The sequence below is a fragment of the Mesocryomonas fontinalis genome (assembly GCF_055730125.2).
Genome location: NZ_JBUZWG020000010.1, coordinates 33,494 through 59,831 on the forward strand (window position 1 = coordinate 33,494; position 26,338 = coordinate 59,831).

Here is a 26,338-nt window from a genome sequence, read left to right on the forward strand (position 1 = left end):
CGATATCTAGTAAAGAACCTCTATAGAACCAAGGCGGGAAACATGATCGGACGGCTCTTCGGCTGGGGATCGGGTTCGAAAGGCGAGGCGGCGGGCACACTGGCGCCCGAGCGCGGCCCGCTCGGCGTCGTCCTCGGCGGCGGGATCGAGATCGATACGCTGGGACTGCAGGCCGACACCGTGGGGTCGTCGCCCGCGATGCCCGTGCCGGCGGGCGGCATGATGATCGTCGCGGCCTATGGGGAGGCGCGCCTCGATGCCACCACCGTTCTCTCCCGCTACTACGACGACGGCGACACCATCCTGCAGGTCATGTCGGCATCAGCCCAGCCCGGCGAGGAGATCTTCGACGTCAGCCTCTATCAGCCCTGGGACAGCGTCGTCCCCTCAAACGATGCCGAATGGGCGGAATGGCGCGGACCGCGCGGCACAATCGGCCAGCCGCGCTACGATGCCGACGGCATCCTCTTCGACCGTTTCTGGGGCGAGGGACAGGGCCGGGCCGACCTCGTCGAATTCGTCGAGGATATCGTCGACGGGCGGGTCCGGCGTTCCATCCACCAGTCATGCATGCTTTATGCGCGCATGCTGGGCACGCGGCAGGAGATGCTGCTCATCAATATCGAGCGCGACCTCGCCGACCGCGACTCACGGCAGGGCGCCTCGATCGAGTTTATCCTTGGCTATGGCCTTCTGCCCGGCGACGTCCGCCGGCTTTGACAGCCTGCCTGCACCGCGTGTTGGGTAGTGCCGGTCCTTTTATCGTTCCGCCGGCGCTGCCGGCTTCGTTCGGAGTTCGCCCATGTTCGGATATGTCGCCGGCCTGCCGGCTTTCCTGGCCTACTTCGCGACGGGTCTTGCCGCGCTCGCGCTTTTTGCTGTCGCCTATTCCGCCGCGACCCCTCATCACGAGCTTCGCCTTATCCGAACTGGGAATACCGCGGCCGTCGTCGCCTTTCTCGGCGCCATACTCGGCTTCTCGCTGCCGCTGGCATCGGCTGCGGCCAATTCCGTCAGCATTATTGATTTCGTGATTTGGGCCGTCGTTGGCGGCCTCGTCCAGGGCGTCGCGTTCCTCCTTGCTACGCTCACCATGTCCGGCCTCCCCGCGCGCATCACGGCAGGCGAGATGGCGGGCGGCACCTGGGCGGCAGGTATCGCGGTCGCAGTCGGCATGCTGAACGCCGCCTGCATGACCTATTAAGGAGGCCCGCATGACCAGACGCTTCACCGGGCGCCGGCCGCCCATCCTCGTTCTCGGCACGATCGCCGCGAGCGGGCTGGTGCTCTCCTCCTGCGGCGACACACCGCCTGCCGAAACCGTATACAATTCTGCGGCACAATGCGTCGCGGCCGGCGTCGACAGCGACATCTGCAACGCCGAGTACCAACAGGCGCTGCAGCAGCATGTCCAGAACGCGCCAAAGTTCAACGCGATGGCCGTCTGCGAAGCAGAATACGGCGAGGGCCGCTGCATGGAAGCGGCCGCGCAGGGCAGCACGGGGACCGGGACCGGCGGCTTCTTCGTCCCCTTCATGACCGGCTATCTCGTCTCCTCGGCGATCTCGAGCCTCACGAACTACGCCGCCTACCGGAACTACCGGCGCGACACCGGCTACAATTCCGCGCCGATCTATACCGGGCGCGGCGGGCAGACTTACCGTAGCGATCCGCCGGCGATCGGCCAGCCGCCGCAGCCGAGGCCCTACAACGTCAACACGCGGACGGTGTCGCGGCAGGGTTTCGGCGGGCTGTCGTCGAACCGCGGCTTCTCCTTCGGCGGCTGAGGATGCGCCGCGTAGCGATCCCCGAGCGCGAGGGCTGGCGGGAAAAGGCGGAGGCTGTCGGCTTTGGCTTCCACGAGATGTATGGCGAGCCGTATTGGCTTGATGACGTCGCCTATCTCTTCACCATGGAGGAGATCGAAACGCGGATCGAGGCGCCGAGCGAGGAGCTTCACGCTCTCTGCATGGACCTCGTCGGCGACGTCGTCGCCAGTGAACGTGATCTCGAGCGCTTGGCCATCCCGCCGGAACTATTCGACGCCGTGCGGTCATCCTTCGAGAGCCGGCAGCGCCATCTCTACGGCCGCTTTGACCTTGCCTATACCGGGACAGGCCCGGCAAAACTGCTGGAATACAACGCCGACACGCCGACCGGCGTCTTCGAAAGCGCCTACTTCCAGTACAACTGGCTGACCGACCAGATCGCGCTCGGCCGCCTGCCCAGCAGCGCCGACCAATTCAATCTATTGCAGGAAAGCCTGATCGAGACCTTCGCGACATTCCCGAAAGGGCCGATCTTCCATTTCGCCGTGGTGACGGAAAACGAGGAGGACTGCGGCACCGTCGCCTATCTCATGGACTGCGCGATCCAGGCCGGGCACGCGACAGAGCTGATAGACATCTCCGACATCGGCATCGACCCCGTCGGCCGCTTCACCGACCCCGCCGATCGCGTCATCGACCGCTGCTTCAAGCTCTACCCCTGGGAGGACATGCTGCGCGAGCCTTTCGCCAAGCACCTCTCGACGTCGGGAACCGAATTCGTCGAGCCAGCCTGGAAGGCGATCCTCTCGAACAAGGGCATCCTGCCGCTCCTCTGGGAGCGGCATCGGGGTCATCCCAACCTGTTGCCGGCTTTCTTCTCGGACGACCCCCGCGCCTCTAACCTTCAAGCCGCCGTACGCAAGCCGCTGCACTCGCGCGAGGGCGAGAACATCGCCATCACCGAAGGAGGCGCGGAAACCGACCGCACCGACGGCGACTACGGCGACGGCCCGACCATCCTGCAGGAGCTGACGCCGCTCTTCGAAGCGGTAGGGCAATACGCCGTGCTAGGTCCCTGGATCGTCGGTGACAAGGCGGCAGGACTCGGCATTCGCGAGGACCGCTCGCGCATCACCCGCAACCTCTCCCGCTTCGTGCCACACGCCATCCTCGACGAGGCAGACTATGCTGCGTTCGAGTAATGCGTTGAAGTGCTGGCGAACTTCTGTGGCGCTGAATACGGGCCCGCGGGATTGAGCTGGGTCGCGTTCAAGGATCGACAGATCATAATGCTCCGGCTTTCGCGTCGCCTTGACCCACCTCTAGATAAACGAAGTTCGGGGTCGATCAGCTCGGGCTAGCTGCGACGCAGCAGATAGCGATGATGGTCGACGCGCTCGTGGACAAAATCGCGGGCGACCTTGTCGTACTTACGCACCACCGTCAGCAGCTTCACCTGCTCGACGCGGTGTGCGAGCAGGACGTGCGTGCCGCCCGTTTTTCCGTCGACACGATGTTCGTTTCCACCTTGCCTCTCATGCCGCTTTCACGACAACCAGAACGGCGTAGCCAGCCGCCGCAAGCGTTCTGACGTCACTCTTCGTCAGTTGCGGATAGCAGGCCAGATCAAGCCGCAAGGCGGGTGTCGTTCCATCCGCGACATGGCGATCAGCTTGATCGCGTCGAACCAGATCGCGCCCAGCCGTATCGCTTTGCTCAAGGCGCCTTTCATGTTTCCATCGGCATGGCTTCCGTCCGCCGCAGGACCTGGATGAACTCCCGCTTGCTCCGGTTGCTCTTCGGCCTTCTAGAACATAACGCAGATGCGCCGCGCACGATGGAGAGGGCGGGAAATACGTCGATGGCATCCGAAAATGTTATCCTACTACCGATATAGATATCGGCAGCAGCTCAAGCCGAGCTGCCTAAAAGTCGATCTTCCACCTCACCCAAGGCGACGCAGGAAATCATTTGCCGGCTTGGTGTGAGCGGAATGGCAGCTATTTGCGTTGCCGGGCCGAAAGCAGACAGTCCGCTTTCGGCCCGCTGCGGTTGAGGGGCAGTGTGCGCCACGGAAGGCGTTCAGAGAGCGAACTGGATCTCAAACAGAAGATCTAAGGCGGTCGGTTTCAGTGTTTTGGGGTGGTGGCTTGACCTAATTAGCAGTTAGCAACGTGGGCCGCCGTGGATCCGCGTTGAACGAGTGGGCCGTCGATTTTGAGAAGGTGCGGCCGATGCGTTCTCGTCCCGCGCGAAAGGCGAATAAGGGATTCGACGGCTCTGCGCCCCATCTCGTAGTTCGGCAGCACGACCGTGGACAGCGGCGGGTTGGTGTAGCGGCTGAGTTCCTCATCGTCGTAGCCGAGGATCGAGACATCCGCCGGCACCCTTAGATCCAACTCGGCCGCGGCCGCGAGGGCACCCGCGGCCATCTTGTCGTTGGCGCAGAAGATTGCACTCGGGCGATCCGGGCGGGACAAGAGTTCGAGCGCATGCTGGTAGCCGGTCAGAGGCAGCCAGTCGCCGTCACGGACAAGGCTCTCGTCAAACGGCAGGTCGCTTGTCGCCAAGCCCTGGCGATAACCCTTCAGGCGGTCGGCAGCCGCATCCATCCAGGGCTCGCCGTTGATGAAGCCGATCCGGCGGTGCCCCAGCGACGTAAGGTAAGCCGTCGCCGTGAAGCCACCGACGACCTCCGCGGGGAGTATCGACGGCAGCGATCGTTCTTCGTCGTAACAGTTGAGGAGGATGGACGGTAGGCTGTGAAGCGCCGCCGGGGGCGTGATGCGGCGGGTGAAGATCGTGGAGTAGATGATCCCCAGGACGGACGAGTCGTCCAGGATGGCTGCCAGCGTCGTTGCTTCTAGTGCCGGATCCGACCGCGTCACATGCGCGCTGACCAGGAACCCCTGTTCCCATCCTGCATCGCGCGCGCCGTCGAGATTTACCACGGGATGCGGACTGGTCGATATCTCGTCGACGAGATAGGCGATCGTTCGCCGCTCCAGATCGCGGTGACGCGTGCGCCGGGCGCCAGGGAGTTCGTAGCCGAGGCTTCGAGCCGCTTCCTCAACGCGCAAGCGGGTGCCTTCGGCGATCCGCGCTCCCTCCATGCTGTTGAGAACCATCGAAACACTGGACTGCGAGACGCCGGCAAGCCGGCCAACATCGATCATCGTTGGTCGCCTGGGAGACGCGGCACTGCTACGCGCCCGCGGGGATGGCGTTTTCTCCGTCATCTTTTGCTGTCCATGCTCCCTGCTAGAGGCCGTGCGCCGACCAAGGCTTATTCTGCCAGACCCGCGTCCGGAAGGCTCTATGCTGCGGTGCACCTGAACTACACAGTTGACAGATAATAATATTATCAATCTGATTAGCAAATGGTCGTGGAAAAAATCCCGCGACATATCCTGGGGAGGAAAACCGATGCTCAATCCAACGCGCCGCGCCGTTCTATTTGCGTCCGCAGCGCTCGCCGCCGCCGTGACCCTGGCCGCGGGACCGATGTCCGCCAGCGCGCAGGAACTGCCGAAACTTGAAAAGAAGGAAACCTACAAGGTCGGCTTCGCGCAGACCGAGAGCAACAATCCGTGGCGCATCGCGCAGACGCAGAGCATGCAGGACGAGGCCAAGAAGCTCGGCTACCAGCTCGTCTATACCGATGCCGCCGGCTCGGCCGCCAAGCAGGTGGCCGACGTCAACTCGATGATCGCGCAGGGCGTCGACCTGATCTTCCTCGCACCTCGTGAAGAGAAGCCGCTGATCCCGGCGGTGCGCGCCGCCGCCAAGGCCGGCATTCCCGTCATCCTGCTCGACCGCAACGTCGACCAGGCGCTGGCCAAGGCCGGTAAGGACTACGTCACTTTTATCGGCTCGGACTTCGTCGACGAAGGCAAGCGTGTCGCGGACTTCCTGCTGAAGGAGAAGCCGGACGGCGCCAAGATTATCGAGCTCGAGGGCACGACCGGCTCCTCGCCTGCCAATGATCGCAAGAAGGGGTTCGACGAGGCCATCGCTGGCAAGGCCGGGTTCGAGGTCGTCGCCTCGCAGTCCGGCGATTTCGCCCGCGACAAGGGCCGCCAGGTCGCCGAGTCGCTGCTCCAGGCCCATCCCGATGCCGATGTCATCTATGCGCACAATGACGAGATGGCCATGGGCGCCATCGCGGCAATCGAGGCGGCTGGCAAGGTCCCGGGCAAGGACATCATCGTGCTCTCGATCGATGGCGGCAAGGAAGCCGTGCAGGCCGTCGTCGACGGCAAGATCGCGGCCGTCGTGGAGTGCAACCCGCGTTTCGGCCCGAAGGCCTTCGAGACGCTGAAGCGCTATGCCGACGGCGAGACAATCGAGGCCTGGGTCAAGAACATCGACGCGTTCTACGACAAGACCAACGCCTCGGCCGAAGTCGCCAACGCCTACTGAGGCCAGCCGTTACGGATGGACCGCCTGGCCGCAAGGCCGGGCGGTCGCCTTTTCGCGGAGAAATGCCCCATGCCGCTTGTTTCCATGTGCGACGTCCAGAAATCCTTCTCCGGCGTGCCGGCGCTCATCGGCGCCGCGCTGGAGATCGAGGCGGGCGAGATCATGGCCTTGATCGGACAGAACGGCGCGGGAAAATCGACGCTGATCAAGATCCTCACCGGCGCCTATCGCCGCGACGGCGGATCGATCGCCTTCGAGGGGAGGGCGGTCGACTTCGCCAGTCCCGGCGCCGCACAGGCGGCCGGCATCGCGACGATCTACCAGGAGATCAACCTCGTGGCGCAGCGCAGCGTCGCCGAGAACATCTTCCTCGGGCGGGAAAAGACCCGTTTCGGCCTGATCGACCGCCGGGCGATGGCACGCGAGGCGGATTCGCTCCTCGCGCGCTTCGGCCTCGGTATCGACGTCTTGGCACCGCTCGGCCGTTTCAATGCGGCGACGCGGCAGATGGTGGCGATCGCCCGCGCCCTGTCGATGCGCGCCCGGCTCGTCATCATGGATGAATCGACGTCCTCGCTCGACGAGCGCGAGGTCGAAACGCTCTTTGCCACCATCCGCACGCTCGCCGCCGACGGCGTTGCCGTGCTCTTCGTCAGCCATCGCATGGACGAGCTCTATGCCGTCTGCAACCGCGTTACCGTGATGCGCGACGGGCAGACCGTCGGTGTTCACCGCATGGCGGACATCGCCAAGATCGACCTCGTCACCGCCATGCTCGGCCGGACGCTCGCCGCGGCCGAGAAGCGCCTCGGCGCCGCCGACAGTGCGCCCGCGCCGGAGCCGCTGATCGAGGCCCGCGGCCTAATCGCCGGGCGCCGCCTCAACGGCGCGAGCGTTTCCGTCGGTCGCGGCGAAGTGGTGGCGCTTGCCGGGCTGCTCGGCTCCGGCCGCACGGAGACCGCCCGCATCGTCTTCGGCGCCGACCGGCCGGATGCCGGCACGCTCGTGCTCGACGGCCGGGAACGCGTTTTCGCCCGGCCATCCGAGGCGATCGCCGAGGGTTTCGGCTTTTGCACCGAGGACCGCAAGATCGAGGGCATCGTGCCCGACATGAGCGTTGCGGAAAACCTCACGCTGGCGCTGATGCCGCGTCTCGCCAAGGCGGGGCTTATCGACGAGGCGGCGCAGCGCAAGGTGGTCGATCGCTTCATTCAGCGGCTCGGCATCAAGCTTGCTTCGCCCGATCAGAAGATCCGGGAACTGTCCGGCGGCAACCAGCAAAAGGTGCTGCTCGCCCGCTGGCTGGCGATGAAGCCGCGCCTGCTGATCGTCGATGAGCCGACGCGCGGCATCGACGTCGGCGCCAAGGCCGAGATCCTGACGCTTTTGCGGGAGCTTGCGGCCGAGGGCCTCGGCGTCCTGATGATTTCGTCCGAGATCGAGGAAGTGCTGAGCCTTGCCGATCGCGTCACCGTGCTCGGCGACGGGCGCACGGTCGCCAATCTCGACGGCGCCGGCATCTCGGAAAGCGCGATCCTCTCGGCCATGGCCGCCGAAACGCCGCGCCTTGTCGAAGGGGTTGCCTGACATGGCCGAGAACCTGATCACTGGCCGCGCCGCATCCGCCGTTGTCCGCCGCCCGGGCATGGGCGGCGCCGAGTTTCTCCGCCGCTATGGCGTCGTCGTGGCGCTGCTGGCGCTGCTCGCCTTTAACGCCGCCTTCACCCCGAACTTCCTGTCCTGGCAGACGGTCAACGTGAATCTGACCCAGGCCTGCGCCATCGTGATCGTCGCCGTCGGAATGACGCTGGTCGTCGCCTCCGGCGGCATCGATCTCTCCGTCGGATCCTTGATGGCGATCTCGGGGGCACTCGCCCCGCTGGTCTTCACCGGCGCGCTGTTCCCGCTGCCCTCGCACGGCGTCGGCATCGCGCTCGCCTTCGTCTTGCCGGTGGTCGCGGCGGCGCTGCTCGGCCTGTTCAACGGCTGGCTGGTGACACGCTTCTCGATCCAGCCGATCGTCGCGACGCTGGTTCTGTTCATCGCCGGCCGCGGCATCGCGCAGGTGGTGACCAACGGCAATCTCCAGGTCTTCAAGGAGCCAGGCTTCCAGGCGATCGGGCTCGGCCGCATCGCGGGCGTGCCGGTACAGGTCGTCCTGATGGTGGCGATCGTCGGCCTCGCCGCCTTCGTGCTGACCCGCACGCTCTACGGGCGCCAGCTTCTGGCCGTCGGCGGCAATGCGAGGGCTGCCCACCTTTCCGGCATCAACGTCCGCCGCGTGCGCTGTCTTGCCTATGTCGCGAGCGGGGCGTTGGCCGGCGTTGCCGGCCTCATCGTCATCGCCCGCAACGGTGCCAGCGACGCCAATCTCGTCGGCCTCGGCATGGAGCTCGATGCCATCGCGGCGGTGGCGGTGGGCGGCACGCTGCTCAGCGGCGGCCGGGCCTCGATGATCGGCACGCTGCTGGGTGCCCTGGTGATCCAGCTCGTGCGCTACACGCTGCTCGCCAACGGCGTGCCGGATGCGGCGGCGCTGGTCGTGAAGGCTGTGCTCATCATCACCGCAGTGTGGATCCAGCAGCGCTCGCTTGGAAAGGCCGGCTGATGTCGCTCGCTCCCGTTCCCTCCAAGCGTCTTGGCTTCGGCTCGCCGCAGGACATCGCCAAGGTCGGCGTCGTGGTGACGCTGGTGCTGCTCGTCCTGTTCGGCTGGGCGCGCTACGACAACTTTCTCTCGCCCTTCAACGTCCTGAGCTTCCTGCGTTACAACGCGATGTTCGCGCTGATCGCGCTCGGCATGTGCTTCGTCATCATCACCGGCGGCATCGATCTCTCGGTCGGCGCCGTGGCCGCGCTGTCGAGCGTCGTCGCGGCCCTCGCTTCGCCCTACGGCCTCATGGCCGGTGTCGCGGCGGGGACGGCGACAGGTCTTCTGGTCGGCCTCGTCAACGGCGTGATCGTCACCCGCCTTGCCATCGCGCCCTTCATTGCGACACTGGCGACCATGCTCGCTGCCTATGGCTCGGCGCTGCTGCTGGCCGACAACCAGTCTGTCTCGGCTTCCTATGACACAGCATTCACCGAATTCGGCCAGGGCGACATGTTCGGCCTGCCAATCCCGGCGCTGGTGATGGTCGCGGCCTATTTCGTCGGCTGGCTCGTGCTCGAGCGCACGCGCTCCGGCCGCCGGGTGCTGGCGGTCGGCGGCGGCGAGGATGCCTCGCGCCTGATGGGGCTCGACGTCGACCGGCTGAAGCTCGGCGTCTACCTCGCCTCGGGTGCGCTGGCGGGGCTTGCCGGCGTCATCCTGGCTGCGCAGTTCGGCGCCGGCCAGCCGACCGAGGGCGTCGGCTGGGAGCTCTTCGCCATTGCCTCCGTGGTCGTCGGCGGCACGCTGCTCACCGGCGGCTCCGGCTCGGTCGGGGCAACCTTTGCCGGGGCCATGCTGCTCGCGCTGCTCTTCAACCTTCTGAACTTCGAGAACGGCAAGGGCTGGATCTCGCTGTCGGCCTACTGGCAGTCGGTGATCCGCGGGCTCTTCCTCCTCCTCTTCGTCCTCCTCCAGGCGAAGATCGCCAAGACCACCGACGATTTTTAGAAAGGAACCGCCATGTCCGCTCTCCAGAAAACCCACGAACTGCCGAGCTTCGACGTCGGGCAAAGCGTCGAAACCCTCAGCCGCGACGGCATCACCGGTCTCAAGGGCGCGTTCTCCCGCGAATGGACCGAGCAGATGCGCGAGGACATGATGACCGCCTTCTGGGAAGCCATCCAGCGTCCGGGCGGCGCGGTGACCCGCGGGCCTCGGCGCTGGTATGTCGAGCTGCACCCGGAGGCGATTTCCGGCTTCAGCGATCTCGTCACCCATCCCTGGGTCGCCGGCATGTGCGAGGCGGTCTGCGGGCCGAACTACGAAATCGTCGAAATCGGCTTCGACACTCCCTTCCAGGGCGCGAAAAACCAGCCCTGGCACCGCGACTTCCCCTCGCCGGGGGATACCTGGAAGGAGCGGAAGATCACCTCGCTCGCTTTCAACCTCACCGGCGTCGACGTCACCCAGGACATGGGTCCGTTCGAATGCGCGCCCGGCACGCAATGGGACGACGGCCGCGAATGGAAGCACGAGATGTTTCCAGACAAGGCGCTCTGGGACCGCTACACCGAGCGGGCCACCCGCAAATATCCCCAAATGGGCGACATCTCCTGCCGCTCCGCGCTGATGATGCACCGGGGTACCGCGCATCCCTCGCCGATCTCCCGGCCGGTGCTTGTGCTTGGCGTCGACGCGCCCGGCGCCGGCCATGCAGCCTTGCACGACATGATGGTGACACGCGCCTTCCATGCGGGACTGCCCCAGTCAGTCCGCGACCATCTCGTCTGCCGCGTTGTCGACGAGCTCATCCCCATCACCCAGAAGCACGACATCGAAGGCTTGGTGATGGGTTCGGAATAAGGAACCTAGGTGGGCGGATCGTATCCATTGCGGCCTTCTGTTCAGAACGCCGCAATGACGCAACGCGGGCGACACTTCCGAGGTTACTTCGAATAAGCAATGGCAGCTTCGGGGCCCGTTCGCCCGATAGCTGCCATTCTGCTTTCGGCCCGACGCCGTCGTTCGCAGCGATCTACCGAAAGGCAGGCTTGAGTCGTGAGCAGAACGGCAGCTAATTGCGAACTTACCGAATAAGCGGACTAACCGCTCCGCTCAATCCGCAAAAGGGTCCTTCTACTACGTCGGGCAGAGCGAGTTCTTACGCTCCAGCTGTGCCCAGTTGCACCCCGTCCAGCAGATTTGTCGGCCTTATCGTTGAAGCAGATGCTGTTCGACGTTGTCCGGAGATTTAGCCCGCGACACACAGCTCGATACCTCCTGGCATACAAGGCTGACTCTGCCGAAGCTGATTTGGTGATCAGAGGAGATCCAATGCCGTGAGTAATGTGTCCTCCTTAAAGACTGCAGTTCGCCTTCCGATTGCGCTCCATGATCCATTGCGATCTAGTCGGTCGTTCCCGAGACGCAAGGTGATCCGATGTCCGCAGTCGAGACCTCCATCTATCAGAGCAACCTGCCCATCGAGGCAAAGCTGGAGCGTGCCCGCACCGAGCTGCTCGACCTTTCTGCCCGAAACCGCCTCCTGAACGTTCCGCGCTTTTCCAAGTCAGCCAAAACGATCGACATCGTCGACGAGCGGTCGACGGAGGTCTACCGCCTCCTCGTCAGGGACACCAAAGCCTTCACCTTCGCGGCTGGACGGCCGGACCGAGCCGGAGGCGAACCTGTAGAGGAAGAGGACGATCTAGCTCTGGTTGAGCTTGCCCAACCGGAAGAAGGCGAAGAGTTGGACGAGCGCGGCAATGCCAAACGCCACGTCGACACCAAGCTCCAGACGCGGATGACGCCAAAGGGACTCCAGAAGCGCCTTCTCGAACTCTACCACGATGCCCGGACGCTCGAGGAGGAGCAGGGCGTCAACGTTCTCTTCCTCGCCCTCGGTATGCTCCGTTGGATCGATCCCAACAACAAGGAGAACGTCCGGCACGCGCCGCTGGTGCTCGTTCCCGTCCGGCTCGAGCGTGGTACGGCGGGAGAGCGCTTCCGCCTGCGCGTCCGGCCGGAGGACCAAACCTCAAACCTCTCGCTCGAGGCTTACCTCGACCGCGTCCATGCGCTGCGCCTTCCGTCGTTCGAAGGCGGTGACGACTTCGACCCCGGCGCCTATTTCGATGAGGTTGCCGCCGCCGTCTCAACAAAGGCCGACTGGTCGGTCGCCGCCGACGACATCGTGCTTGGGTTCTTCTCGTTCTCGAAGTTCCTGATGTACCGCGACCTTGACCCGGAGAACTGGCCACCGGAAGCGCGTATAACCGAACAGTCGGTCATCCGCGCCCTCCTGTCCGACGGCTTCGAGGCAAGCGAGCCGCTCCTTTCCGAGAGCGAGTCGATCGATCACCACATCGCGCCAGCCGACATGCTCCACATCGTCGACTGCGACGGATCACAGACGCTCGCGGTCCACGACGTGCGACGCGGCCGCGACCTCGTCATTCAAGGGCCGCCCGGCACGGGCAAGTCGCAGACCATCGCCAACGTGATCGCCTCAGCTATCGCGGATGGCAAGACGGTGCTGTTCGTCGCAGAGAAAATGGCCGCGCTAGACGTCGTCAAGCGACGCCTCGACCATGCTGGCGTTGGCGACGCATGCCTCGAGCTCCATAGCAACAAAGCCAACAAGCGGCTGCTTTTGGAGGAGCTACGCCGGACGTGGGAGCTAGGCTCGCCTCGTGGGGAGTTCCCGACGAACCTTACCGGGCGACTGAAGGAAGCTCGGGACGTCCTAAACCTTCATGCCGAGCGCATGCACGTAGCCCATCAGCCGTCTGGCCTCACACCGTACCAGGTGTTCGGCGCCCTGACGAAGCTGAGACAGGAGGGGCAGCGTCCGGTCGACCTTCAGCTCGAGGCCCCGACAGAATGGTCCCCGGACGACGTGTCGGCACGCCGACGGTTGCTGATTGAGGTCACACAGCGCGTCGACGAGATCGGCTTGCCCGTTCACCATCCATGGCACGGCGTCGGGCTCGACATGGTCCTGCCGACTACCCTGGAACGGCTGCTACCGCGCATTGAAGCTCTCCGCATGTCCGTCGCGAACTTGCGGACAGACCTCGAACAGCTCTCGTCTACCTTGGAGTCCGATCCAGCGCCGACGCGCTTCGGCGACGTCGCGGTGCTGCGTGAACGTGCCGAGACGTTGGCTGCTGCGCCTGATCTTTCGGTGGAGGCTTTTACCTCATCCGTCTGGAACGAGCGTCGGGAGGAAGTGGCGCAGCTTGTGGTCGCCGGGACCAGTTTTGAGCAGCAAGGCAAGGCTCTCGTTGACCTCGTCAATCCGGCCGCGCTCGATACCTCCATCGAGGGTCTTGAGGCGCAGCTCGCATGGCTTCCGGAGCGCTTCCCCTCCGAAGCTTTTGTGCGGGCTCGAGAACTGGGAGACCTGCTGCCGCGTCTGCGTGCCGAAGCCGATCGGCTTGCGGCAGAACTCGGGATCGAGGGCCCGGTCGAGAACCTCGTTGCCGTGACACGACTGGTGACGACAGGCGAGCGCGTCGCCGCGGCGCCCGATGCCAGCCCCGAAGCCTTTGCTGCCACCGTGTGGGACCAAGGCGTCGAGCAGGCCGGCGACTTGGCCAAATCCGTCGAGGCGCTTGAACGCGCGCGCTCCGCCGTCGGTGATCGCCTTCTGGATGTCGCTTGGACGACGGACGTGGCGTCCACGAGGCAGGTGCTTGCGACCAACACGGGTTTCCTAAAGGTGCTGAGCGGCGATTACCGCAAGGCGAAGGCACTGGTACGTTCGATCGTGCGCAACCAGGATGCCCCTGCCAGCGAGGTCATCGAACTGCTCGACCAGTTGATGAAGGGCCAGGCAGCGGCGTCGCGCGTTAAAGAGGGCGACGCCTTCGGCCGATCGGCCTTCGGCGGCGACTGGCGTGGCGAGCGGTCGGAATCGGCTCCGCTTCTTGCGCTCGTCGCCTGGATGCGGACCCTCCGTGGTCTTGGCGCCGAGCCGCGCCTTATCGCTGGACGCCTTGCGGAGCGCCGGGTCGTCGGCGAACACGCAGCGCTTGTCTTGCGTTTGGTGGAAACAGCGAAGCCTCTTCTCAACGCCTTATGGTCGGACATCGGCTCGGCCGCCGGCCCGGCCTTCGACAATGCAATCTCCGCGGATCGCGCAGCGCTCGGCCTCGTGGACGCCCGGGTGCGGAACCTTGTGTGGGCAGACGACCTCTGCCGCTCGCTCATGCGCACGGTACCTGAAACGATGCCGGAGCGTCTGGAGCTCATCGCGCATGTTGCGGGGTGGCAGGGCGCCGCCCGCGCGCTCGATGAGCGAGCCGAACTTGCTTCGGAGGCGTTCGGTGCCGCGTGGAACGGAAGGACTTCCAACTGGGCGTCTCTTCAGATAGCTGCCGACTGGATCGAACGAGCTGGCGAACTCCGCCACCTCGCCGCTCGTCTTCCCGACCGCGTCGCGGTCGCCGCGCAAGTTCGCGAGGCCGAGGCAGCATCATCTGCTGCCATGCTCTCCCTTGGTGAGGCCGAAACCTTGCTCTCTACCGACGCCAGCAGTCTCTTCGGTGTCGACACCAATGCAAACGTGCCACTCGAGCGCTGTTCCGAACGCTTGGAGGCATGGCTCGCCAACACCGAACAGCTTTCGAAATGGGTGTCGTACCGCGATCGTGCGGACAAGGCCCGCGCGTCTGGCCTGGCCGCATTCGTCGATACCCTCGAGGACGGTCGCCTCGAGACGACATTGGCGCTTCCGTCCTTCGAGATGGCCTACCACGAGGCGATCCTCGCCGAGCTGATCCGCGACAATCCTGAACTCGGCCGCTTCGACGGCAACCTTCACGGCCGGCACGTTCGCGAGTTCGCCAACCTCGACCGCGAACGCATCAAGGCCGCGAGCCTTGAAGTGGTCCGTGCCCATCACCGCCGCATCCCGCCAAGGGAGGGAAACGCCGGACCCGTGGGCATCCTGCGTGGTGAGATGGCCAAGCGCAGCCGCCACATGCCGATCCGCCAGCTCATGCAGCGGGCCGGCGCGGCCATTCAGGCGTTGAAGCCCGTCATGATGATGAGCCCGCTCTCCGTCGCCCAGTTCCTGACTCCCGGCAAGCTGACGTTCGACCTCCTCGTCATGGACGAGGCGTCCCAGATCCAGCCCGTCGACGCACTCGGAGCGATCGCCCGGACGCGGCAGGTCGTCGTGGTGGGTGACGAACGCCAGCTCCCACCGACGAAGTTCTTCGCCAAGATGACGGGCGGGCAGGACGGCGACGAGGATGAGGACGGTGCGCAGGTCACGGACATCGAGAGCATCCTCGGCCTCTTTACCGCACGCGGCCTGCCCCAGCGCATGTTGCGTTGGCACTACCGGAGCCGACATCAGTCGCTGATCGCGGTCTCGAACTCGCAGTTTTACCAGAACAGGCTCTTCATCGTGCCGAGCCCCTACACGGCCGAGGCCGGGATGGGGTTGCAGTTCCACCATGTTCCGAACGGCGTCTTCGATTCAGGCGGGACTTCGGCCAACGCCGTCGAGGCACGCACAGTCGCCGAGGCGATCCTGCGACACGCCAAGACCAATCCAGGCGAGTCGCTTGGTGTCGCGACCTTCTCGACGTCGCAGCGGCGAGCAATCCAAGACGAGCTCGAAGCGTTGCGTCGCCTGAACCCCGATACCGAGGAGTTCTTCCACGCCCATCCGAGCGAGCCGTTTTTCGTCAAAAACCTTGAGAACGTTCAGGGCGACGAGCGCGACGTGATTATGATCTCGGTCGGCTATGCCAAGAATCCGCAAGGCTACATGGCGATGCGCTTCGGTCCGCTCGGTGCTGACGGCGGAGAGCGGCGCCTGAACGTCCTCATCAGCCGGGCCAAGCGGCGTTGTGAGGTCTATGCGTCGATCACCGACGAGGACATCGACCTCGAGCGCGGCAAGGGCAAGGGTATCTTCGCGTTCAAGCTCTTCCTTCACTACGCCCGCACAGGCCGCCTCTCGATCGCGCAGGTGAGCGACCGTGAGATGGACAGTGTATTCGAGGAGCAGGTCGCGAGTGCCTTGCAGGCGAAGGGCTACCAGGTGCATCCCCAGGTCGGCATCGCTGGATTCTTCATTGACCTCGCGATTTCGGACCCGGATCGGCCCGGTCGCTACCTGCTCGGCATCGAGTGCGACGGCGCCTCGTACCATTCCTCTCGCTCGGCTCGTGACCGTGACCGCCTCCGGCAGTCTGTGCTGGAGGACCATGGCTGGATCATTCATCGGATCTGGAGCACCGATTGGTTCCAGCGGCCGAAGGAGCAGCTTGAGCGCACGGTCGCAGCGATCGAGGCGGCGAAGGCGGAACTGGACGAGCGGATGGAACGTGGCCTTGCGGCGCATTGCGCGGTCCCGGTCGAGATCGTCACCGTGGACCGCGGGGACGTGACGGAGGTCGGCCTCGTGGACGCGGTGCCGGAGAAGAACGGCGTCGATACTACCTATGTCGAGGCAACGCTCGAGCGGCCCGGCACATACGATCTGCACGAGACTCCCGTTGGGCGGATGGCCGATCTCGTCGCCCAGGTCGTGCAGATCGAGTCGCCGGTCCACGTCGACGAGGTCGTAGCCCGTGTCCGCGATGCCTTTGGGCTTCAGCGTGCCGGCGCTCGCATTCAGGCAGCCGTCGAGCAAGGCGTGGAGCGTGCGGTAACCCAACGCGGCATCGCACGTGAGGGCAGCTTCCTTTCGCTGCCAGACGCCGCCACGACTGTCCGAGATCGTCGCAACGCAATGTCACCCGGTCTTCGGCGGATCGAGATGCTACCGCCCTCCGAACTCACGGTCGGGGTCCTGCGGATCGTGACCGACAACCTTGGTGCGACAGACGACGAGATCGTCGCAGCATTGTCGCGGATGCTCGGGTTCAAGGCAACGAGCGCGCAGCTCAAGAGCGCAATCGGCACGGTAATCGCATCTCTCGTCGACGACGGTAATCTTTCAAGACAGGACCGGATGCTGGTCATCGGTGCGGATGTCATTCCCTCAATGTCTCCCATCGAGGCAATGACAACGCTTCTCAACTGACGGGAGGAGTTCTCCTCCCGTGCCCGTACCAGACCGGGGAAGCTCGTCAAAAAGCAAACCATCGGTCCGGCCTGCCCTTCCCACGGATATTCGACGGACGGACCCTTTGATGTCACGCCAACATGCCGCGCCCATCCTTCTGTCCGGAGCAGACTCAAGGGTCCTTCCGTCGCTCGGCTTCACCTCGGGTTTGGATGCTGTCAGCGAGGCGGATATCCAGGCACTGGTACACGACTTCCCGGAAGCGCTTCCGATCGCCGAGGTCGATCCGATGTTCGTCGGCGCGGTATCCGTTTGCCGCGAGCTGACGACGCCGGCCGGATCGATCGACAATCTACTGGTTACACCAAATGGCCTGCCCGTCATCGTTGAGTGCAAGCTTTGGCGGAATCCGGAAGGGCGACGAGAAGTCGTCGGGCAGATCCTGGACTATGCGAAGGAGCTCAGCCGCTGGTCCTCAGCCGATCTACAGCGCGCAGTCAGCATCCGGCTCGGCCGGCCCGGCAACGCGATGCTGGATATCGTTCGTGGTGTCGATCCGACCATCGACGAGATCGCCTTCAACGATGCCCTGACCTTGAACCTCCGCAAGGGTCGTTTCCTTTTGCTCATCGTCGGCGACGGCATTCGTGAGGGCGTGGAAACGATCGCGGAATACATCCAGCGACATGCTGGGCTGCACTTCTCGCTTGGTCTCGTCGAAATGCCAATCTTTGTATTGCCAAACGGCGACCGCATCGTCGTTCCCCGGGTGCTAGCTCGCACCGCCGTCATTACTCGGACGGTGGTCGCAGTGCCTGACGGCTATGCCGTCGATAAGGACGCGGCTGAAGACAAGGGCGCAGAAGAGGAGGAAGTCGATGCAGACCGCCAAGCTCTTGGTGACGCCCAGCAAGCATTCTGGAAGCAATTTCTGGATGGCTTGAGCCTGGATGATCCAGAACAGTCCCTACCGCGTGCCCCTCGACAAGGTTATGTCAGCGTCTCCATGCCCGCCCCAAATGGTAGCAGTTGGCTCACGGTTTATCGAGATCAGCGCAAGAACGAGGTAGGCGTTTTCTTGTCCGCCACCCGCAATAGTGCCGGGGAGTATGCTTCGAACAGGCTCGTCGAGGACTTCGCAGCGATTGCACCGGAGTTGGGTGGAGCCGCAACGATTACAAAGGACTCATACGGTCGGCCACGAATTGGAGAGTCTGCGAGCTTCGGGCCGTTGTCGGATATCGATAACAGGCAGCGCGCTTTCCAGTGGTTGGGCGAGCGGGTGAATACGTTCGTCAATGTCATACGTCCACGCGTGCGCTCTGCTGTTGCCGATTTTGCCGGGTCCGCACAGTCCGATGGGTAAAGACCGTCTTGCATTCCTTTTTGGTGACGTAAGCATCCACCGTGTGCCGTCGTGCGGTCTTGGTGTGCAACCGTCGGGGAAGTAAGACCTGCACCTCGACATCGCAGAGCATGCCGCGGTAGTCGACACATGGGACTCGTCAGCTTCCTTTTCAGCAAGACGCATGTTCACAACGTTCAAGGACCCAACGGGCGTCGCGACTTTGGTCGCCGCCGGCAACTAGCGCCACATGCCTCGCATCTGCGCGCGAACGTCAATGCGTGGCTTCTCGACGGACGCACGTGCCGCCTCCGGTGAAGCAACAGGCCATGTTGAAGCCGACAGCAGGGGCAGCAGCGACGTCGGAATGAAGCGTGTCCGCGCGGCATATACATGACGGTCGCCGCCTCGGCTCTGACCGTGCGTGAAGAAGCGTTGTGGCACCAGAAGATGCAGGTCGTCCTTGGCCCGGGTCATCGCCACGTAGAGCAGTCGTCGCTCTTCCTCGAGTTCCGGCGTCGTTCCCGTTCCGAGATCGGATGGCATACAGCCGTCGACCACGTTGAGGACGAAGACTGACTTCCACTCCTGGCCTTTGGCGGAATGGATAGTCGATAGGATCAGGTAGTCCTCGTCGAGCAGCGGCACCCCTGCCTGGTCGCTGGTCGCGTCGGGTGGGTCGAGCGTCAGCTCGGTTAGGAACTGCTCACGCGAGCGGTAGCCACTGCCGATTTGCTCAAGCTGGAGGAGGTCGGCCTTTCGCACCGTCGCGTCTTCATGCAACCGCTCGAGGTGCGGCTCGTACCAAGTCCGAGCGAGGTTCAGCTCCGTCGGCCATCCTGCGGCTCCCAGTCTCAGAGACTGCATTGCCACCACGAAGTCCGGCCAGTCTGCTGCTGCGCGAGGAGGCGGAGCGATTTCCCCCAGCATCCGAAGCGGGTCGGCACCAGCCCCGATCTGGTCCAGCACCTGTTGCGCCGAGCTCGGACCGACCCCCGGCAACAGCTGAAGCACCCGGAAGCCAGCCACCCGGTCGCGCGGGTTCTGGGCGAAGCGCAAAACCGACAGCAGGTCCTTCACGTGGGCGCTGTCGAGGAACTTCAGACCACCGAACTTTACGAACGGGATGTTGCGCTGGGTGAGTTCGATTTCCAGCGGGCCCGCATGGCTGGACGTCCGGAACAGCACCGCCTGCTGCTTCAACCGCGTCCCGGACTCCCGGGCTTCCAGAACCTTCTCCACGACGTAGCGCGCCTGGTCCGCTTCGTCGCGGAGCACGACGAGAGCCGGTCGCTCGAGCGACGGCCGTTCCGTCCATAGGTTCTTGGTGAAGCGTTCCGCCGCGAGGCCGATCACGCCGTTGGCTGCGGCGAGAATTGGCTGCGTGGATCGATAGTTGCGATCAAGGGTGACGATCCGTGCGGCTGGCTTGAATTGCGCCGGGAAGTCGAGAATGTTGCGCACCTCCGCAGCGCGGAACGAGTAGATCGACTGGGCGTCGTCGCCCACCACGGTGAGGCCGGAACCGTCCGGCTTCAGCGCCATCAGAATAGATGACTGGAGGCGGTTGGTGTCCTGGTACTCGTCGACCAGCACATGGTCGAAGCGGTCGCCCATGTCCCGGGCGAGTTCCGGCGACAGGGCAGTCTGAGCCCAGAAGAGCAGCAGGTCGTCATAGTCGAGGACGTTCTGCCGTTCCTTGGCGTCGACGTATTCGGCAAAGAGCTGGCGCAGCTCCGCCGCCCATTCGCCGCACCAAGGAAAGGTGTCGCGCAGGACCTCGTCGATGCCGAGCTCGGCGTTGACACAGCGTGAGTAGATGGCAAGGCACGTGCCCTTGGTCGGGAAGCGGTTCTCGGTCTTTGACAGGCCGAGCTGATGCCGGACGAGGTTCATCAGATCGGCTGAGTCCTCCCGGTCGTGGATCGTGAAGGCGGGGTCGAGCCCAATCTGTTCGGCATAGTCGCGCAGCAAACGGGCGCCGATGCCATGGAAGGTTCCGGCCCAGGTCAGCGCGTCCGTCAGGATGCCGGCGTCCTTGCCGATAACCTCGCCGGCGATGCGCTCGACCCGCCGTTTCATCTCGCCAGCGGCGCGACGGGAGAACGTCATAAGAAGGATTCGCCGTGGGTCAGCACCATGGACGATGAGATGCGCAACCCGGTGCGCCAGCGTGTTCGTCTTGCCCGATCCTGCCCCGGCGATCACCAGCAACGGACCTCCTGGCTCGGAATTGCTGCTTTCCACTCCGTGTTCGACGGCACTGCGCTGCTCAGGATTCAGCTTGTCGAGATAGGCAGCAGCGGGCATCGGCGAATCGTCCTTCGGTCGAACTGGACGATCCATGTTTCTTGTTTTGTTCGCAAGAAGTTTGCTTCAACTGCCGTCGTGCAATCGCCCATCGCGACCGTCAGAACGGTAGTGCGAATTGGGTGGCTTCGAAGGCGGTACGGGTTGATCCGTTCGATAGCGCCGAAAGCGTCACGCCAAGCAGCCTGACACCACGCGGATCCGGAGAAAGCTCGTCAAGCAGCCGGATTGCCCTGCCTTTCAGATCCGCATGGTCTGCAACAGCCGCGGTCGCAGAAAGGCGCCGCGTGATCTGCCGGAAGTCTGCATACTTGACCTTCAGCATAACGGTTCGGCCGCGCGTCCCCGTGGCCTCGCAGTGCCGCCAAACCTTGTCGATGATTGGTTGAAGCGCATCCCGCATCGCATCCTTGTCGTACAGATCCCGGTCGAACGTGTTCTCGGCGCCTACCGACTTGCGGATGCGATTGGCTCGCACTGGACGCTCGTCGATTCCGCGTGAGATGCCGAAGTAGTAGGGGCCGATCTTGCCGAAGCGCTCCTGCAGGAAGGCCAGCGGCTGCGCTTTGAGGTCGCGTCCCTTCTGGATACCGAGCACTTCCATTTTTTTCGCAGTTGCTGGGCCGATGCCATGGAAGCGGCCAACGGGCAAGTCCCCGACGAAGGACTCGCCCATCGCCGGCGTCACCACGAACAGCCCGTCGGGCTTGCGATGGTCGGAGGCCAGCTTTGCCAAAAATTTGTTGTAGGACACTCCGGCCGAGGCGGTCAGGCCCGTGACCTCGCGGATGCGTCGACGGATCGCCTCGGCAATCTCGGTGGCAGATGCCATGCCCTGCTTGTTCTCCGTTACGTCAAGATAGGCCTCGTCCAGTGAAAGCGGCTCGATGATGTCTGTGTGTTCGGCGAAGACCGCCCGGATTTCGGCGGAGATCGCCTTGTAGACCTCGAACCGCGGCTTGACGAACACCAGTTCCGGACACCGCCGCTTCGCCGTGACTGAAGGCATGGCCGAACGGACGCCAAAGACACGTGCCTCGTAACTTGCGGCCGCGACTACGCCGCGCTCCGCAGATCCACCAACGGCAACAGGTCGGCCGCGCAGCGATGGGTCGTCCCTCTGCTCGACGGAGGCGTAGAAGGCGTCCATGTCGACGTGGATGATTTTTCGTTGTCGGGTGCGCGACCCGACTGTGGACGTGTCAGGCAGGTCCCTTTGCAAGATCGGCGCCGCCTCATCGTCGTCTTCGTTCTGACCATCGGAAGACTTTTCGGTTCTTGCCATGGCAGTACCAAGCTCCAGACCTCGGTGATGCGTAGTCCTCTATCCACAGGTGGGGCAGACTCGGTGGACGGGCGTGTGAGTCCCGTTGACTCTCCGACAGATACGGAACAGAACAGGAACATATACGCAGGACGTGCTGCTTACGGAAGATAGGTCTGTTCATATCCAGATGTCGAATTCGAACGCATCTCCTGTCCTCAACGAACTCCGAGAACGCATTCAGCGCCTCGAAGGCGGTGCTGCACGGGCGAAGAAATCGCTTCCTTTCGGCGTCGCCGAGATCGACGAGCGACTTCCCGGTGGCGGGCTTGCCCTTGGTGCTCTTCATGAGGTGGCAGGTGGCGGCAACGGAGCGGTGGACGGCGCTGCCGCAGCTTTGTTCGCTGCGGGCATCGCTGCGCGCACGAAGGGCAAGATTCTTTGGTGCGTGACGCGCCAAGACCTGTTCGCCCCGGCTTTCGCACAGGCGGGCCTTGCTCCGGGGCGGGTCATTTATGTCGAGGCCGGTGACGAAAAGACCTTGCTCGCCTGCTTTGAGGACGGACTGCGGCACGGAGGGCTGGGTGCGGTGGTGGCTGAGGTCGCGCGGCTTTCGATGACGGCATCGCGCCGTCTGCAGCTTGCTGCCGAAGGATCGGGGACTTTGGCGCTCGCCGTCCGCCGATGGCGACGACAGACGGAGGCCGCGGACTTCGGCCAGCCGACCGCGTCGGTCACGCGTTGGCGGGTCTCCGCCATGCCGTCGGCGGCTCTCCCCGTACCCGGCATCGGGCGCAGCCGCTGGCTTCTTGAACTCATCCGATGCCGTGCGGGCGAGAGTGCCGATTTCGAAGTGGAGGCTTGCGATGGCAAGGGTCGTCTCGCTGTTCCTTCCAAGATGGCCGACCGATCGGCTCCGTCGGAAATCGCCCGACGCCGCGCTCGCGGCTGACGTGCCGCTGGTGCTGGTGGGTCGGGAAGGTAATCGACGCGTTGTCACGGCAACTGACCGACTGGCCGAGGCCGCGGGCCTGTCGGTCGGCATGGCGGCAACCAATCGCACGTCGACAAGGGCTTCTTGTCGAGAGCAAGCACGATGCTTCCGCGGACCTTCATCGGCGGGAAATCGCTCGCCTTACCGAGATCCTGGAAGGTGTACCGCGTCGCCCAAATCGATCTGTCTCGCAACACAACAAATCGGCGCCGCCCCGTACCTGATTGAGCACGAAGTTCGTATGCAGGTGTCACAAGCCTCAGGCATGCTCGATCGCCGAGAGTTATACACCAGCGCCTAAGGGTACTCCAGTGTCAGCGCTGAAGCAGGTGCGAAGGTCCGGCGACATCCCCTCAACTGGTGTCGCCGGTTCGCGCCTAAGCGGCCTCGCATCAGATTTGCGCGAAGTCAGGGATGGCTATCACGGCTACTCGCTGCCAGCCTCTGTGTAGCTCAGGGTTGAGAATAAAATTGGAAGCTTGCCATGGCCGACGATAAATCTCGTGAATACGAAGAAGCATCGCAAAAGGTCCGTAATAATCTGGTAGCCGAGCGTCGGAGCTTAGCTATCAGCATTACCGGGACCGCGACTATCGATGAATTGGTGCGTGTTCAGACGAAGATTGAGGCTGTTGACCGCGCAATAGCTGACGAAAAAAAGCTGGTGAACAAATCTCGCCACTACCACGAGAGTATGGGCTAAGCCGTCTCGCACCTGAAGTCCGGAAGGCGCTCGCGGTCCTTCCACCTCGTGTACGAGACGCAGCTGGCTGATAGATGTATGGTAGCAATATGTTAACTCACTCGGATAATTAAATTGGCTTCCAACGAGTCAGTAGCCGTCAGGGCTGCAAACAAGCATTTTCGCCCGTCCGCCGAGGTAGAAGAATTGCGGGGCACGGGATCCGGAGCGGTATCTCAAAAGGATGCGACGGCAGAAAAGACTGCGCGGCTTCGGGCTGCAAGGCTGGAGCGCGATGCATCCGCAGCTTCAGCAGAGAGGTCTTGATCGCAATGACTAATCGCGAAACCGATTTTCAAGTCCCTGCTCCCGTCACAGAGGCTATGGCAGATGGCGCTACTGCTGTCAGGGCATTCCGCGAGTCAGCAGGACAGTCTCAGCAAGATGTTGCCGCCGATGCTGGAATTACAGAGGTGCGGCTTGCGGCAATTGAGCAAGGGACGGCACCTCACGGTCTCGAGCTTGCAATTCTCTCTGACGTACTCGACGTCCCAGTGGAGCTTCTCGTCGATCGCTGATCATCGGCCAAAGATTTTTCTTGGTGCCCAAAACCGAAAGAAATAGGCGCTTTGCCGGTCATCCTCACGACGGCCGAGGAGATGAACGTCTGGATGCGGGCGGAGTGGTGGGAAGCAGATGCTCTTCAAATCCAGCTGCCTTCGGCATTCTGTCCATTGTAGCCCGTGGGCAAAGATCGACAGCAGCGAAAGTGCATTAGATGAATGACGAGAAGGACCAGACTGGCGAGAATACGGGCCCGAGGTTTGCGGTGTCCCAGTAGTGCTCGCTATCGCCGCGTTCGACGCCGTCATGATCGACCTTGGCGTAAGCTCGCCGGGCACGCCGACATAGCATTTGAGGAGTGAGACCATCGATCAGTGCGAAATTAAAACAGACGGAAACTGGACGCCGATTAGCATTACTGAAGCTGTCCTGCTCCGAGGCGCAGTTCTGAGATGCATCGAATGCGGTGGCCGGGTGCTCGCATATCAGAGCTACCTAGCCAACTCCAAACCACGCTTCTCCCACCTCCCGCGACATGCTGGATGCTCAAAAAGCCCTGCCCGTTCCTACTCAGGAATTCCATCTAAGCACCCCGAAGCGCTCACCTGACCAAAGGGGGCATGTCGAATGCCAGCCTTCCGCTATAGGTAGCCCGCTGCTCCTGCAGCCAATGCGCCGTAATCTCTTTCTCCATCATTCTGCACGCATTAACCTTCGGCATCACGATCGAGCACTATCGCTGCAGTAGCCGAAATCCCTAAAATCTGTACGGATCCACCCGCTAACACCCCAGCTTAGTATAATACCACGAGGTGACAAACGCGGCATCGGGTATCATTGTGCGTTGCGGTGAAAACGCCAATGAACTACGCAGCGTCTCGGTGGCTGGTGTGCCGTACCACTGGTGTGAGGGCTGAAACCAAGACCATGTGCGAGATCGATGCGAGCTTAGGTGCGGCAATTCGATTGCGTCGCTTAGCCATAGGCATGAGCCAGTCCGCTCTCGCTGAGCAGATTGGCGTTACCTTCCAACAGGTTCAGAAATACAAAAGCGGCGCTAATCGGATTAGTGTGAGTAGGCTTTATTTCATCGCCAACATCTTAAGCATGTCAATCGACGAATGCTTTGGCCTTCCAGTGCCTGGGCAAAGCTCGTAGCTAGGCACCCGATGGCCGACCTCGTCGGCGCCGAAGCCAGATCGTTGAAATAGTTATCAGTATGCACGATTCAGGACACAATCACCCCATCGCGGCACTGCCTGTAGGCCAGGTCCTACTCAACCTCGGAGATGGTGACAGTGAGGATCCCAAGCTCAACCTGTCGGCGGGAACCCGCGTGGGCAACACCCTCTTCGTGGCGGGCGACGAGATGGCGGTCCTCGAGTGTCTTACGCTGGATGCCGCAGGAGGCTCCTCCGGCCACGAACGGTATGAATTGGTGGACTTGCTCGACCTCCGGAAGCCCGGGGAAGAAGTCGACATCGAGGGATTGTCGGGGGAGGCCGGGTGGCTATGGATCGTCGGCAGCCACGCCCGGGCCCGCAACAAGCCGGACAAAACACCCGACGTGGCGATCGAACTCGCGAAATTGGCGGACCTGAAGGACACCCGCCCCCGCTGCGTGCTGGCCCGGATACCGCTGGTTGAAAGTACCGAAACGCCGGGAACGTTTTATCTTGCGCGCTCGGACGGAGATCGTCATGTTGGGATGCTTCGGCAGACGAAGCACGGCAACAAGCTGGCCGAGATGCTTCGCCTCGATACCCTTTTCGAACCGTTCACACGCATTCCGGCGAAGGAGGGCGGGGTTGACATCGAGGGCATCGCGGTTTCGGGGAACCGTCTCGCGCTCGGGATGCGCGGACCCGTCATCCGCGACTACGCGGTTCTGCTGGAGGTGGGAATCGAAGCGGAATCGGACGGTACTCTGAAGCTGCCGTCGCCTCCGATGAAGCGGCTTCTTGACCTGGAGGGCCTCGGCATCCGGGACCTCAAGCGGCGTGGCGACGACCTGCTGATCCTCGCAGGGCCGACGTCGAGCCTATCGGGTCCGTGCGCGCTCTATGTTTGGCGGAACTGGGTCAACGAGCCCGCGTCCGGGGCGGACACGGTCTTGGTCCATCGACCCGAACGGCTGATCGACCTTCCATACGGAAGGGGAGTCGATCACCCGGAGGGCTTGGCTCTTTGGGGCAAGGACGGCGGGAGGGACCGGATACTTGTCTTGTGTGACAGTCCGGCGCCCGCCCGCTTCGCGGATGGACCGGCGACGTTCCTCGCCGACCTATTCGAGTTGCCCGACTGATTGCCGGCCCAGCATCAGGTAGCTGAAGCCACCGCACTGCTCGGCAAATGTCCAGACCAGTG

General features: G+C 63.3%; 21 protein-coding genes and 1 pseudogene. 18 read left to right on the forward strand and 4 right to left on the reverse strand.

Annotation, left to right across the window (positions count from 1 at the left end):
• Positions 1 to 42 precede the first annotated feature (42 nt).
• The 5 genes from ACZL02_RS21020 (at position 43) to ACZL02_RS21040 (ending at position 3,360) form a co-directional block, all read left to right on the forward strand.
• A complete protein-coding gene (locus tag ACZL02_RS21020; RefSeq protein WP_472939458.1) occupies positions 43 to 720 on the forward strand; it encodes a DUF2491 family protein in 678 nt (225 codons plus the stop codon).
• Positions 721 to 802: 82 nt separating this feature from the next.
• Positions 803 to 1,204, forward strand: a complete 402-nt coding sequence (locus ACZL02_RS21025) for a DUF350 domain-containing protein (protein ID WP_472939459.1) — start codon at positions 803 to 805, stop codon at positions 1,202 to 1,204.
• Positions 1,205 to 1,214: 10 nt separating this feature from the next.
• Entirely contained in the window at positions 1,215 to 1,787 is a 573-nt protein-coding gene (locus tag ACZL02_RS21030; protein ID WP_472939460.1) for a DUF1190 domain-containing protein, read from the forward strand.
• A gap of 2 nt (positions 1,788 to 1,789) precedes the next feature.
• The gene (locus ACZL02_RS21035; protein WP_472939461.1) at positions 1,790 to 2,971 is read left to right on the forward strand and encodes a glutathionylspermidine synthase family protein; all 1,182 of its coding nucleotides are present in this window, start codon (positions 1,790 to 1,792) and stop codon (positions 2,969 to 2,971) included.
• A gap of 182 nt (positions 2,972 to 3,153) precedes the next feature.
• Entirely contained in the window at positions 3,154 to 3,360 is a 207-nt protein-coding gene (locus ACZL02_RS21040) for a hypothetical protein (protein WP_472939624.1), read from the forward strand.
• Here the strand turns inward: ACZL02_RS21040 and ACZL02_RS21045 are convergent.
• Both ACZL02_RS21045 and ACZL02_RS21050 read right to left on the reverse strand, forming a co-directional pair.
• A pseudogene (locus ACZL02_RS21045) lies at positions 3,305 to 3,610 on the reverse strand (IS21 family transposase); the annotation flags it as partial. The gene ACZL02_RS21040 and the pseudogene ACZL02_RS21045 sit on opposite strands and share 56 nt — an antisense overlap.
• 318 nt (positions 3,611 to 3,928) lie before the next feature.
• Entirely contained in the window at positions 3,929 to 4,945 is a 1,017-nt protein-coding gene (locus ACZL02_RS21050) for a LacI family DNA-binding transcriptional regulator (RefSeq protein WP_472939462.1), read from the reverse strand.
• A 250-nt stretch (positions 4,946 to 5,195) separates the two neighbouring features.
• On the opposite strand from ACZL02_RS21050, the gene ACZL02_RS21055 reads away from it, so the two are divergent.
• The 7 genes from ACZL02_RS21055 (at position 5,196) to ACZL02_RS21085 (ending at position 18,178) form a co-directional block, all read left to right on the forward strand.
• Positions 5,196 to 6,191 (forward strand): ABC transporter substrate-binding protein, encoded by a 996-nt coding sequence (locus tag ACZL02_RS21055; RefSeq protein WP_472939463.1) that lies wholly within the window; start codon positions 5,196 to 5,198, stop codon positions 6,189 to 6,191.
• A 69-nt stretch (positions 6,192 to 6,260) separates the two neighbouring features.
• Positions 6,261 to 7,778 carry a sugar ABC transporter ATP-binding protein gene (locus tag ACZL02_RS21060; RefSeq protein ID WP_472939464.1) on the forward strand — a complete coding sequence of 506 codons (1,518 nt, stop codon included), beginning with the start codon at positions 6,261 to 6,263 and terminating at the stop codon, positions 7,776 to 7,778.
• Positions 7,779 to 7,836: 58 nt separating this feature from the next.
• A complete protein-coding gene (locus ACZL02_RS21065) occupies positions 7,837 to 8,799 on the forward strand; it encodes an ABC transporter permease (protein ID WP_472939615.1) in 963 nt (320 codons plus the stop codon).
• On the forward strand, positions 8,799 to 9,791 hold the full coding sequence (locus tag ACZL02_RS21070) for an ABC transporter permease (RefSeq protein WP_472939465.1): 993 nt from the start codon (positions 8,799 to 8,801) through the stop codon (positions 9,789 to 9,791). The genes ACZL02_RS21065 and ACZL02_RS21070 overlap by 1 nt, the downstream gene beginning before the upstream one ends.
• A gap of 12 nt (positions 9,792 to 9,803) precedes the next feature.
• A complete protein-coding gene (locus ACZL02_RS21075) occupies positions 9,804 to 10,646 on the forward strand; it encodes a phytanoyl-CoA dioxygenase family protein (protein WP_472939466.1) in 843 nt (280 codons plus the stop codon).
• A 577-nt stretch (positions 10,647 to 11,223) separates the two neighbouring features.
• Positions 11,224 to 16,830, forward strand: a complete 5,607-nt coding sequence (locus ACZL02_RS21080; RefSeq protein WP_472939467.1) for a DUF3320 domain-containing protein — start codon at positions 11,224 to 11,226, stop codon at positions 16,828 to 16,830.
• A gap of 109 nt (positions 16,831 to 16,939) precedes the next feature.
• Entirely contained in the window at positions 16,940 to 18,178 is a 1,239-nt protein-coding gene (locus ACZL02_RS21085) for a hypothetical protein (RefSeq protein ID WP_472939468.1), read from the forward strand.
• 219 nt (positions 18,179 to 18,397) lie between these two features.
• Here the strand turns inward: ACZL02_RS21085 and ACZL02_RS21090 are convergent, their stop codons facing one another.
• Positions 18,398 to 20,467 carry an ATP-dependent helicase gene (locus ACZL02_RS21090; protein WP_472939469.1) on the reverse strand — a complete coding sequence of 690 codons (2,070 nt, stop codon included), beginning with the start codon at positions 20,465 to 20,467 and terminating at the stop codon, positions 18,398 to 18,400.
• A 100-nt stretch (positions 20,468 to 20,567) separates the two neighbouring features.
• On the reverse strand, positions 20,568 to 21,617 hold the full coding sequence (gene dinB / locus ACZL02_RS21095; RefSeq protein WP_472939616.1) for a DNA polymerase IV: 1,050 nt from the start codon (positions 21,615 to 21,617) through the stop codon (positions 20,568 to 20,570).
• A gap of 304 nt (positions 21,618 to 21,921) precedes the next feature.
• Between dinB and ACZL02_RS21100 the strand changes: the two genes are divergently transcribed.
• From ACZL02_RS21100 to ACZL02_RS21125, 6 genes are all read left to right on the forward strand, one after another.
• On the forward strand, positions 21,922 to 22,683 hold the full coding sequence (locus ACZL02_RS21100) for an ImuA family protein (protein ID WP_472939617.1): 762 nt from the start codon (positions 21,922 to 21,924) through the stop codon (positions 22,681 to 22,683).
• 526 nt (positions 22,684 to 23,209) lie between these two features.
• Positions 23,210 to 23,428, forward strand: coding sequence for a hypothetical protein (locus tag ACZL02_RS21105; protein ID WP_472939470.1), 219 nt, complete (start codon positions 23,210 to 23,212; stop codon positions 23,426 to 23,428).
• 362 nt (positions 23,429 to 23,790) lie between these two features.
• Positions 23,791 to 23,985, forward strand: coding sequence for a helix-turn-helix domain-containing protein (locus tag ACZL02_RS21110; RefSeq protein WP_472939618.1), 195 nt, complete (start codon positions 23,791 to 23,793; stop codon positions 23,983 to 23,985).
• A gap of 337 nt (positions 23,986 to 24,322) precedes the next feature.
• Positions 24,323 to 24,580, forward strand: coding sequence for a hypothetical protein (locus tag ACZL02_RS21115; RefSeq protein ID WP_496258573.1), 258 nt, complete (start codon positions 24,323 to 24,325; stop codon positions 24,578 to 24,580).
• 318 nt (positions 24,581 to 24,898) lie between these two features.
• Positions 24,899 to 25,129, forward strand: coding sequence for a helix-turn-helix domain-containing protein (locus ACZL02_RS21120; RefSeq protein ID WP_472939619.1), 231 nt, complete (start codon positions 24,899 to 24,901; stop codon positions 25,127 to 25,129).
• Between the two features lie 61 nt (positions 25,130 to 25,190).
• Positions 25,191 to 26,276: a DUF3616 domain-containing protein gene (locus tag ACZL02_RS21125; RefSeq protein ID WP_472939471.1), complete on the forward strand. Its 1,086-nt coding sequence runs from the start codon at positions 25,191 to 25,193 to the stop codon at positions 26,274 to 26,276.
• The last annotated feature ends 62 nt before the right edge of the window (positions 26,277 to 26,338 follow it).

Excerpts from the sequence above, each read along its gene's own strand:
- dinB (WP_472939616.1), bottom strand. The coding sequence starts at position 21,617 with ATGGACGCCTTCTACGCCTCCGTCGAGCAGAGGGACGACCCATCGCTG.
- ACZL02_RS21070 (WP_472939465.1), top strand. The coding sequence starts at position 8,799 with ATGTCGCTCGCTCCCGTTCCCTCCAAGCGTCTTGGCTTCGGCTCGCCG.
- ACZL02_RS21025 (WP_472939459.1), top strand. The coding sequence starts at position 803 with ATGTTCGGATATGTCGCCGGCCTGCCGGCTTTCCTGGCCTACTTCGCG.
- ACZL02_RS21040 (WP_472939624.1), top strand. The coding sequence starts at position 3,154 with ATGGTCGACGCGCTCGTGGACAAAATCGCGGGCGACCTTGTCGTACTT.
- ACZL02_RS21125 (WP_472939471.1), top strand. The coding sequence starts at position 25,191 with ATGCACGATTCAGGACACAATCACCCCATCGCGGCACTGCCTGTAGGC.
- ACZL02_RS21105 (WP_472939470.1), top strand. The coding sequence starts at position 23,210 with ATGGCCGACGATAAATCTCGTGAATACGAAGAAGCATCGCAAAAGGTC.
- ACZL02_RS21080 (WP_472939467.1), top strand. The coding sequence starts at position 11,224 with ATGTCCGCAGTCGAGACCTCCATCTATCAGAGCAACCTGCCCATCGAG.
- ACZL02_RS21120 (WP_472939619.1), top strand. The coding sequence starts at position 24,899 with ATGTGCGAGATCGATGCGAGCTTAGGTGCGGCAATTCGATTGCGTCGC.
- ACZL02_RS21060 (WP_472939464.1), top strand. The coding sequence starts at position 6,261 with ATGCCGCTTGTTTCCATGTGCGACGTCCAGAAATCCTTCTCCGGCGTG.
- ACZL02_RS21090 (WP_472939469.1), bottom strand. The coding sequence starts at position 20,467 with ATGCCCGCTGCTGCCTATCTCGACAAGCTGAATCCTGAGCAGCGCAGT.
- ACZL02_RS21075 (WP_472939466.1), top strand. The coding sequence starts at position 9,804 with ATGTCCGCTCTCCAGAAAACCCACGAACTGCCGAGCTTCGACGTCGGG.
- ACZL02_RS21085 (WP_472939468.1), top strand. The coding sequence starts at position 16,940 with ATGTCACGCCAACATGCCGCGCCCATCCTTCTGTCCGGAGCAGACTCA.
- ACZL02_RS21100 (WP_472939617.1), top strand. The coding sequence starts at position 21,922 with ATGTCGAATTCGAACGCATCTCCTGTCCTCAACGAACTCCGAGAACGC.
- ACZL02_RS21055 (WP_472939463.1), top strand. The coding sequence starts at position 5,196 with ATGCTCAATCCAACGCGCCGCGCCGTTCTATTTGCGTCCGCAGCGCTC.
- ACZL02_RS21050 (WP_472939462.1), bottom strand. The coding sequence starts at position 4,945 with ATGATCGATGTTGGCCGGCTTGCCGGCGTCTCGCAGTCCAGTGTTTCG.
- ACZL02_RS21020 (WP_472939458.1), top strand. The coding sequence starts at position 43 with ATGATCGGACGGCTCTTCGGCTGGGGATCGGGTTCGAAAGGCGAGGCG.
- ACZL02_RS21030 (WP_472939460.1), top strand. The coding sequence starts at position 1,215 with ATGACCAGACGCTTCACCGGGCGCCGGCCGCCCATCCTCGTTCTCGGC.
- ACZL02_RS21065 (WP_472939615.1), top strand. The coding sequence starts at position 7,837 with ATGGGCGGCGCCGAGTTTCTCCGCCGCTATGGCGTCGTCGTGGCGCTG.
- ACZL02_RS21035 (WP_472939461.1), top strand. The coding sequence starts at position 1,790 with ATGCGCCGCGTAGCGATCCCCGAGCGCGAGGGCTGGCGGGAAAAGGCG.
- ACZL02_RS21110 (WP_472939618.1), top strand. The coding sequence starts at position 23,791 with ATGGCAGATGGCGCTACTGCTGTCAGGGCATTCCGCGAGTCAGCAGGA.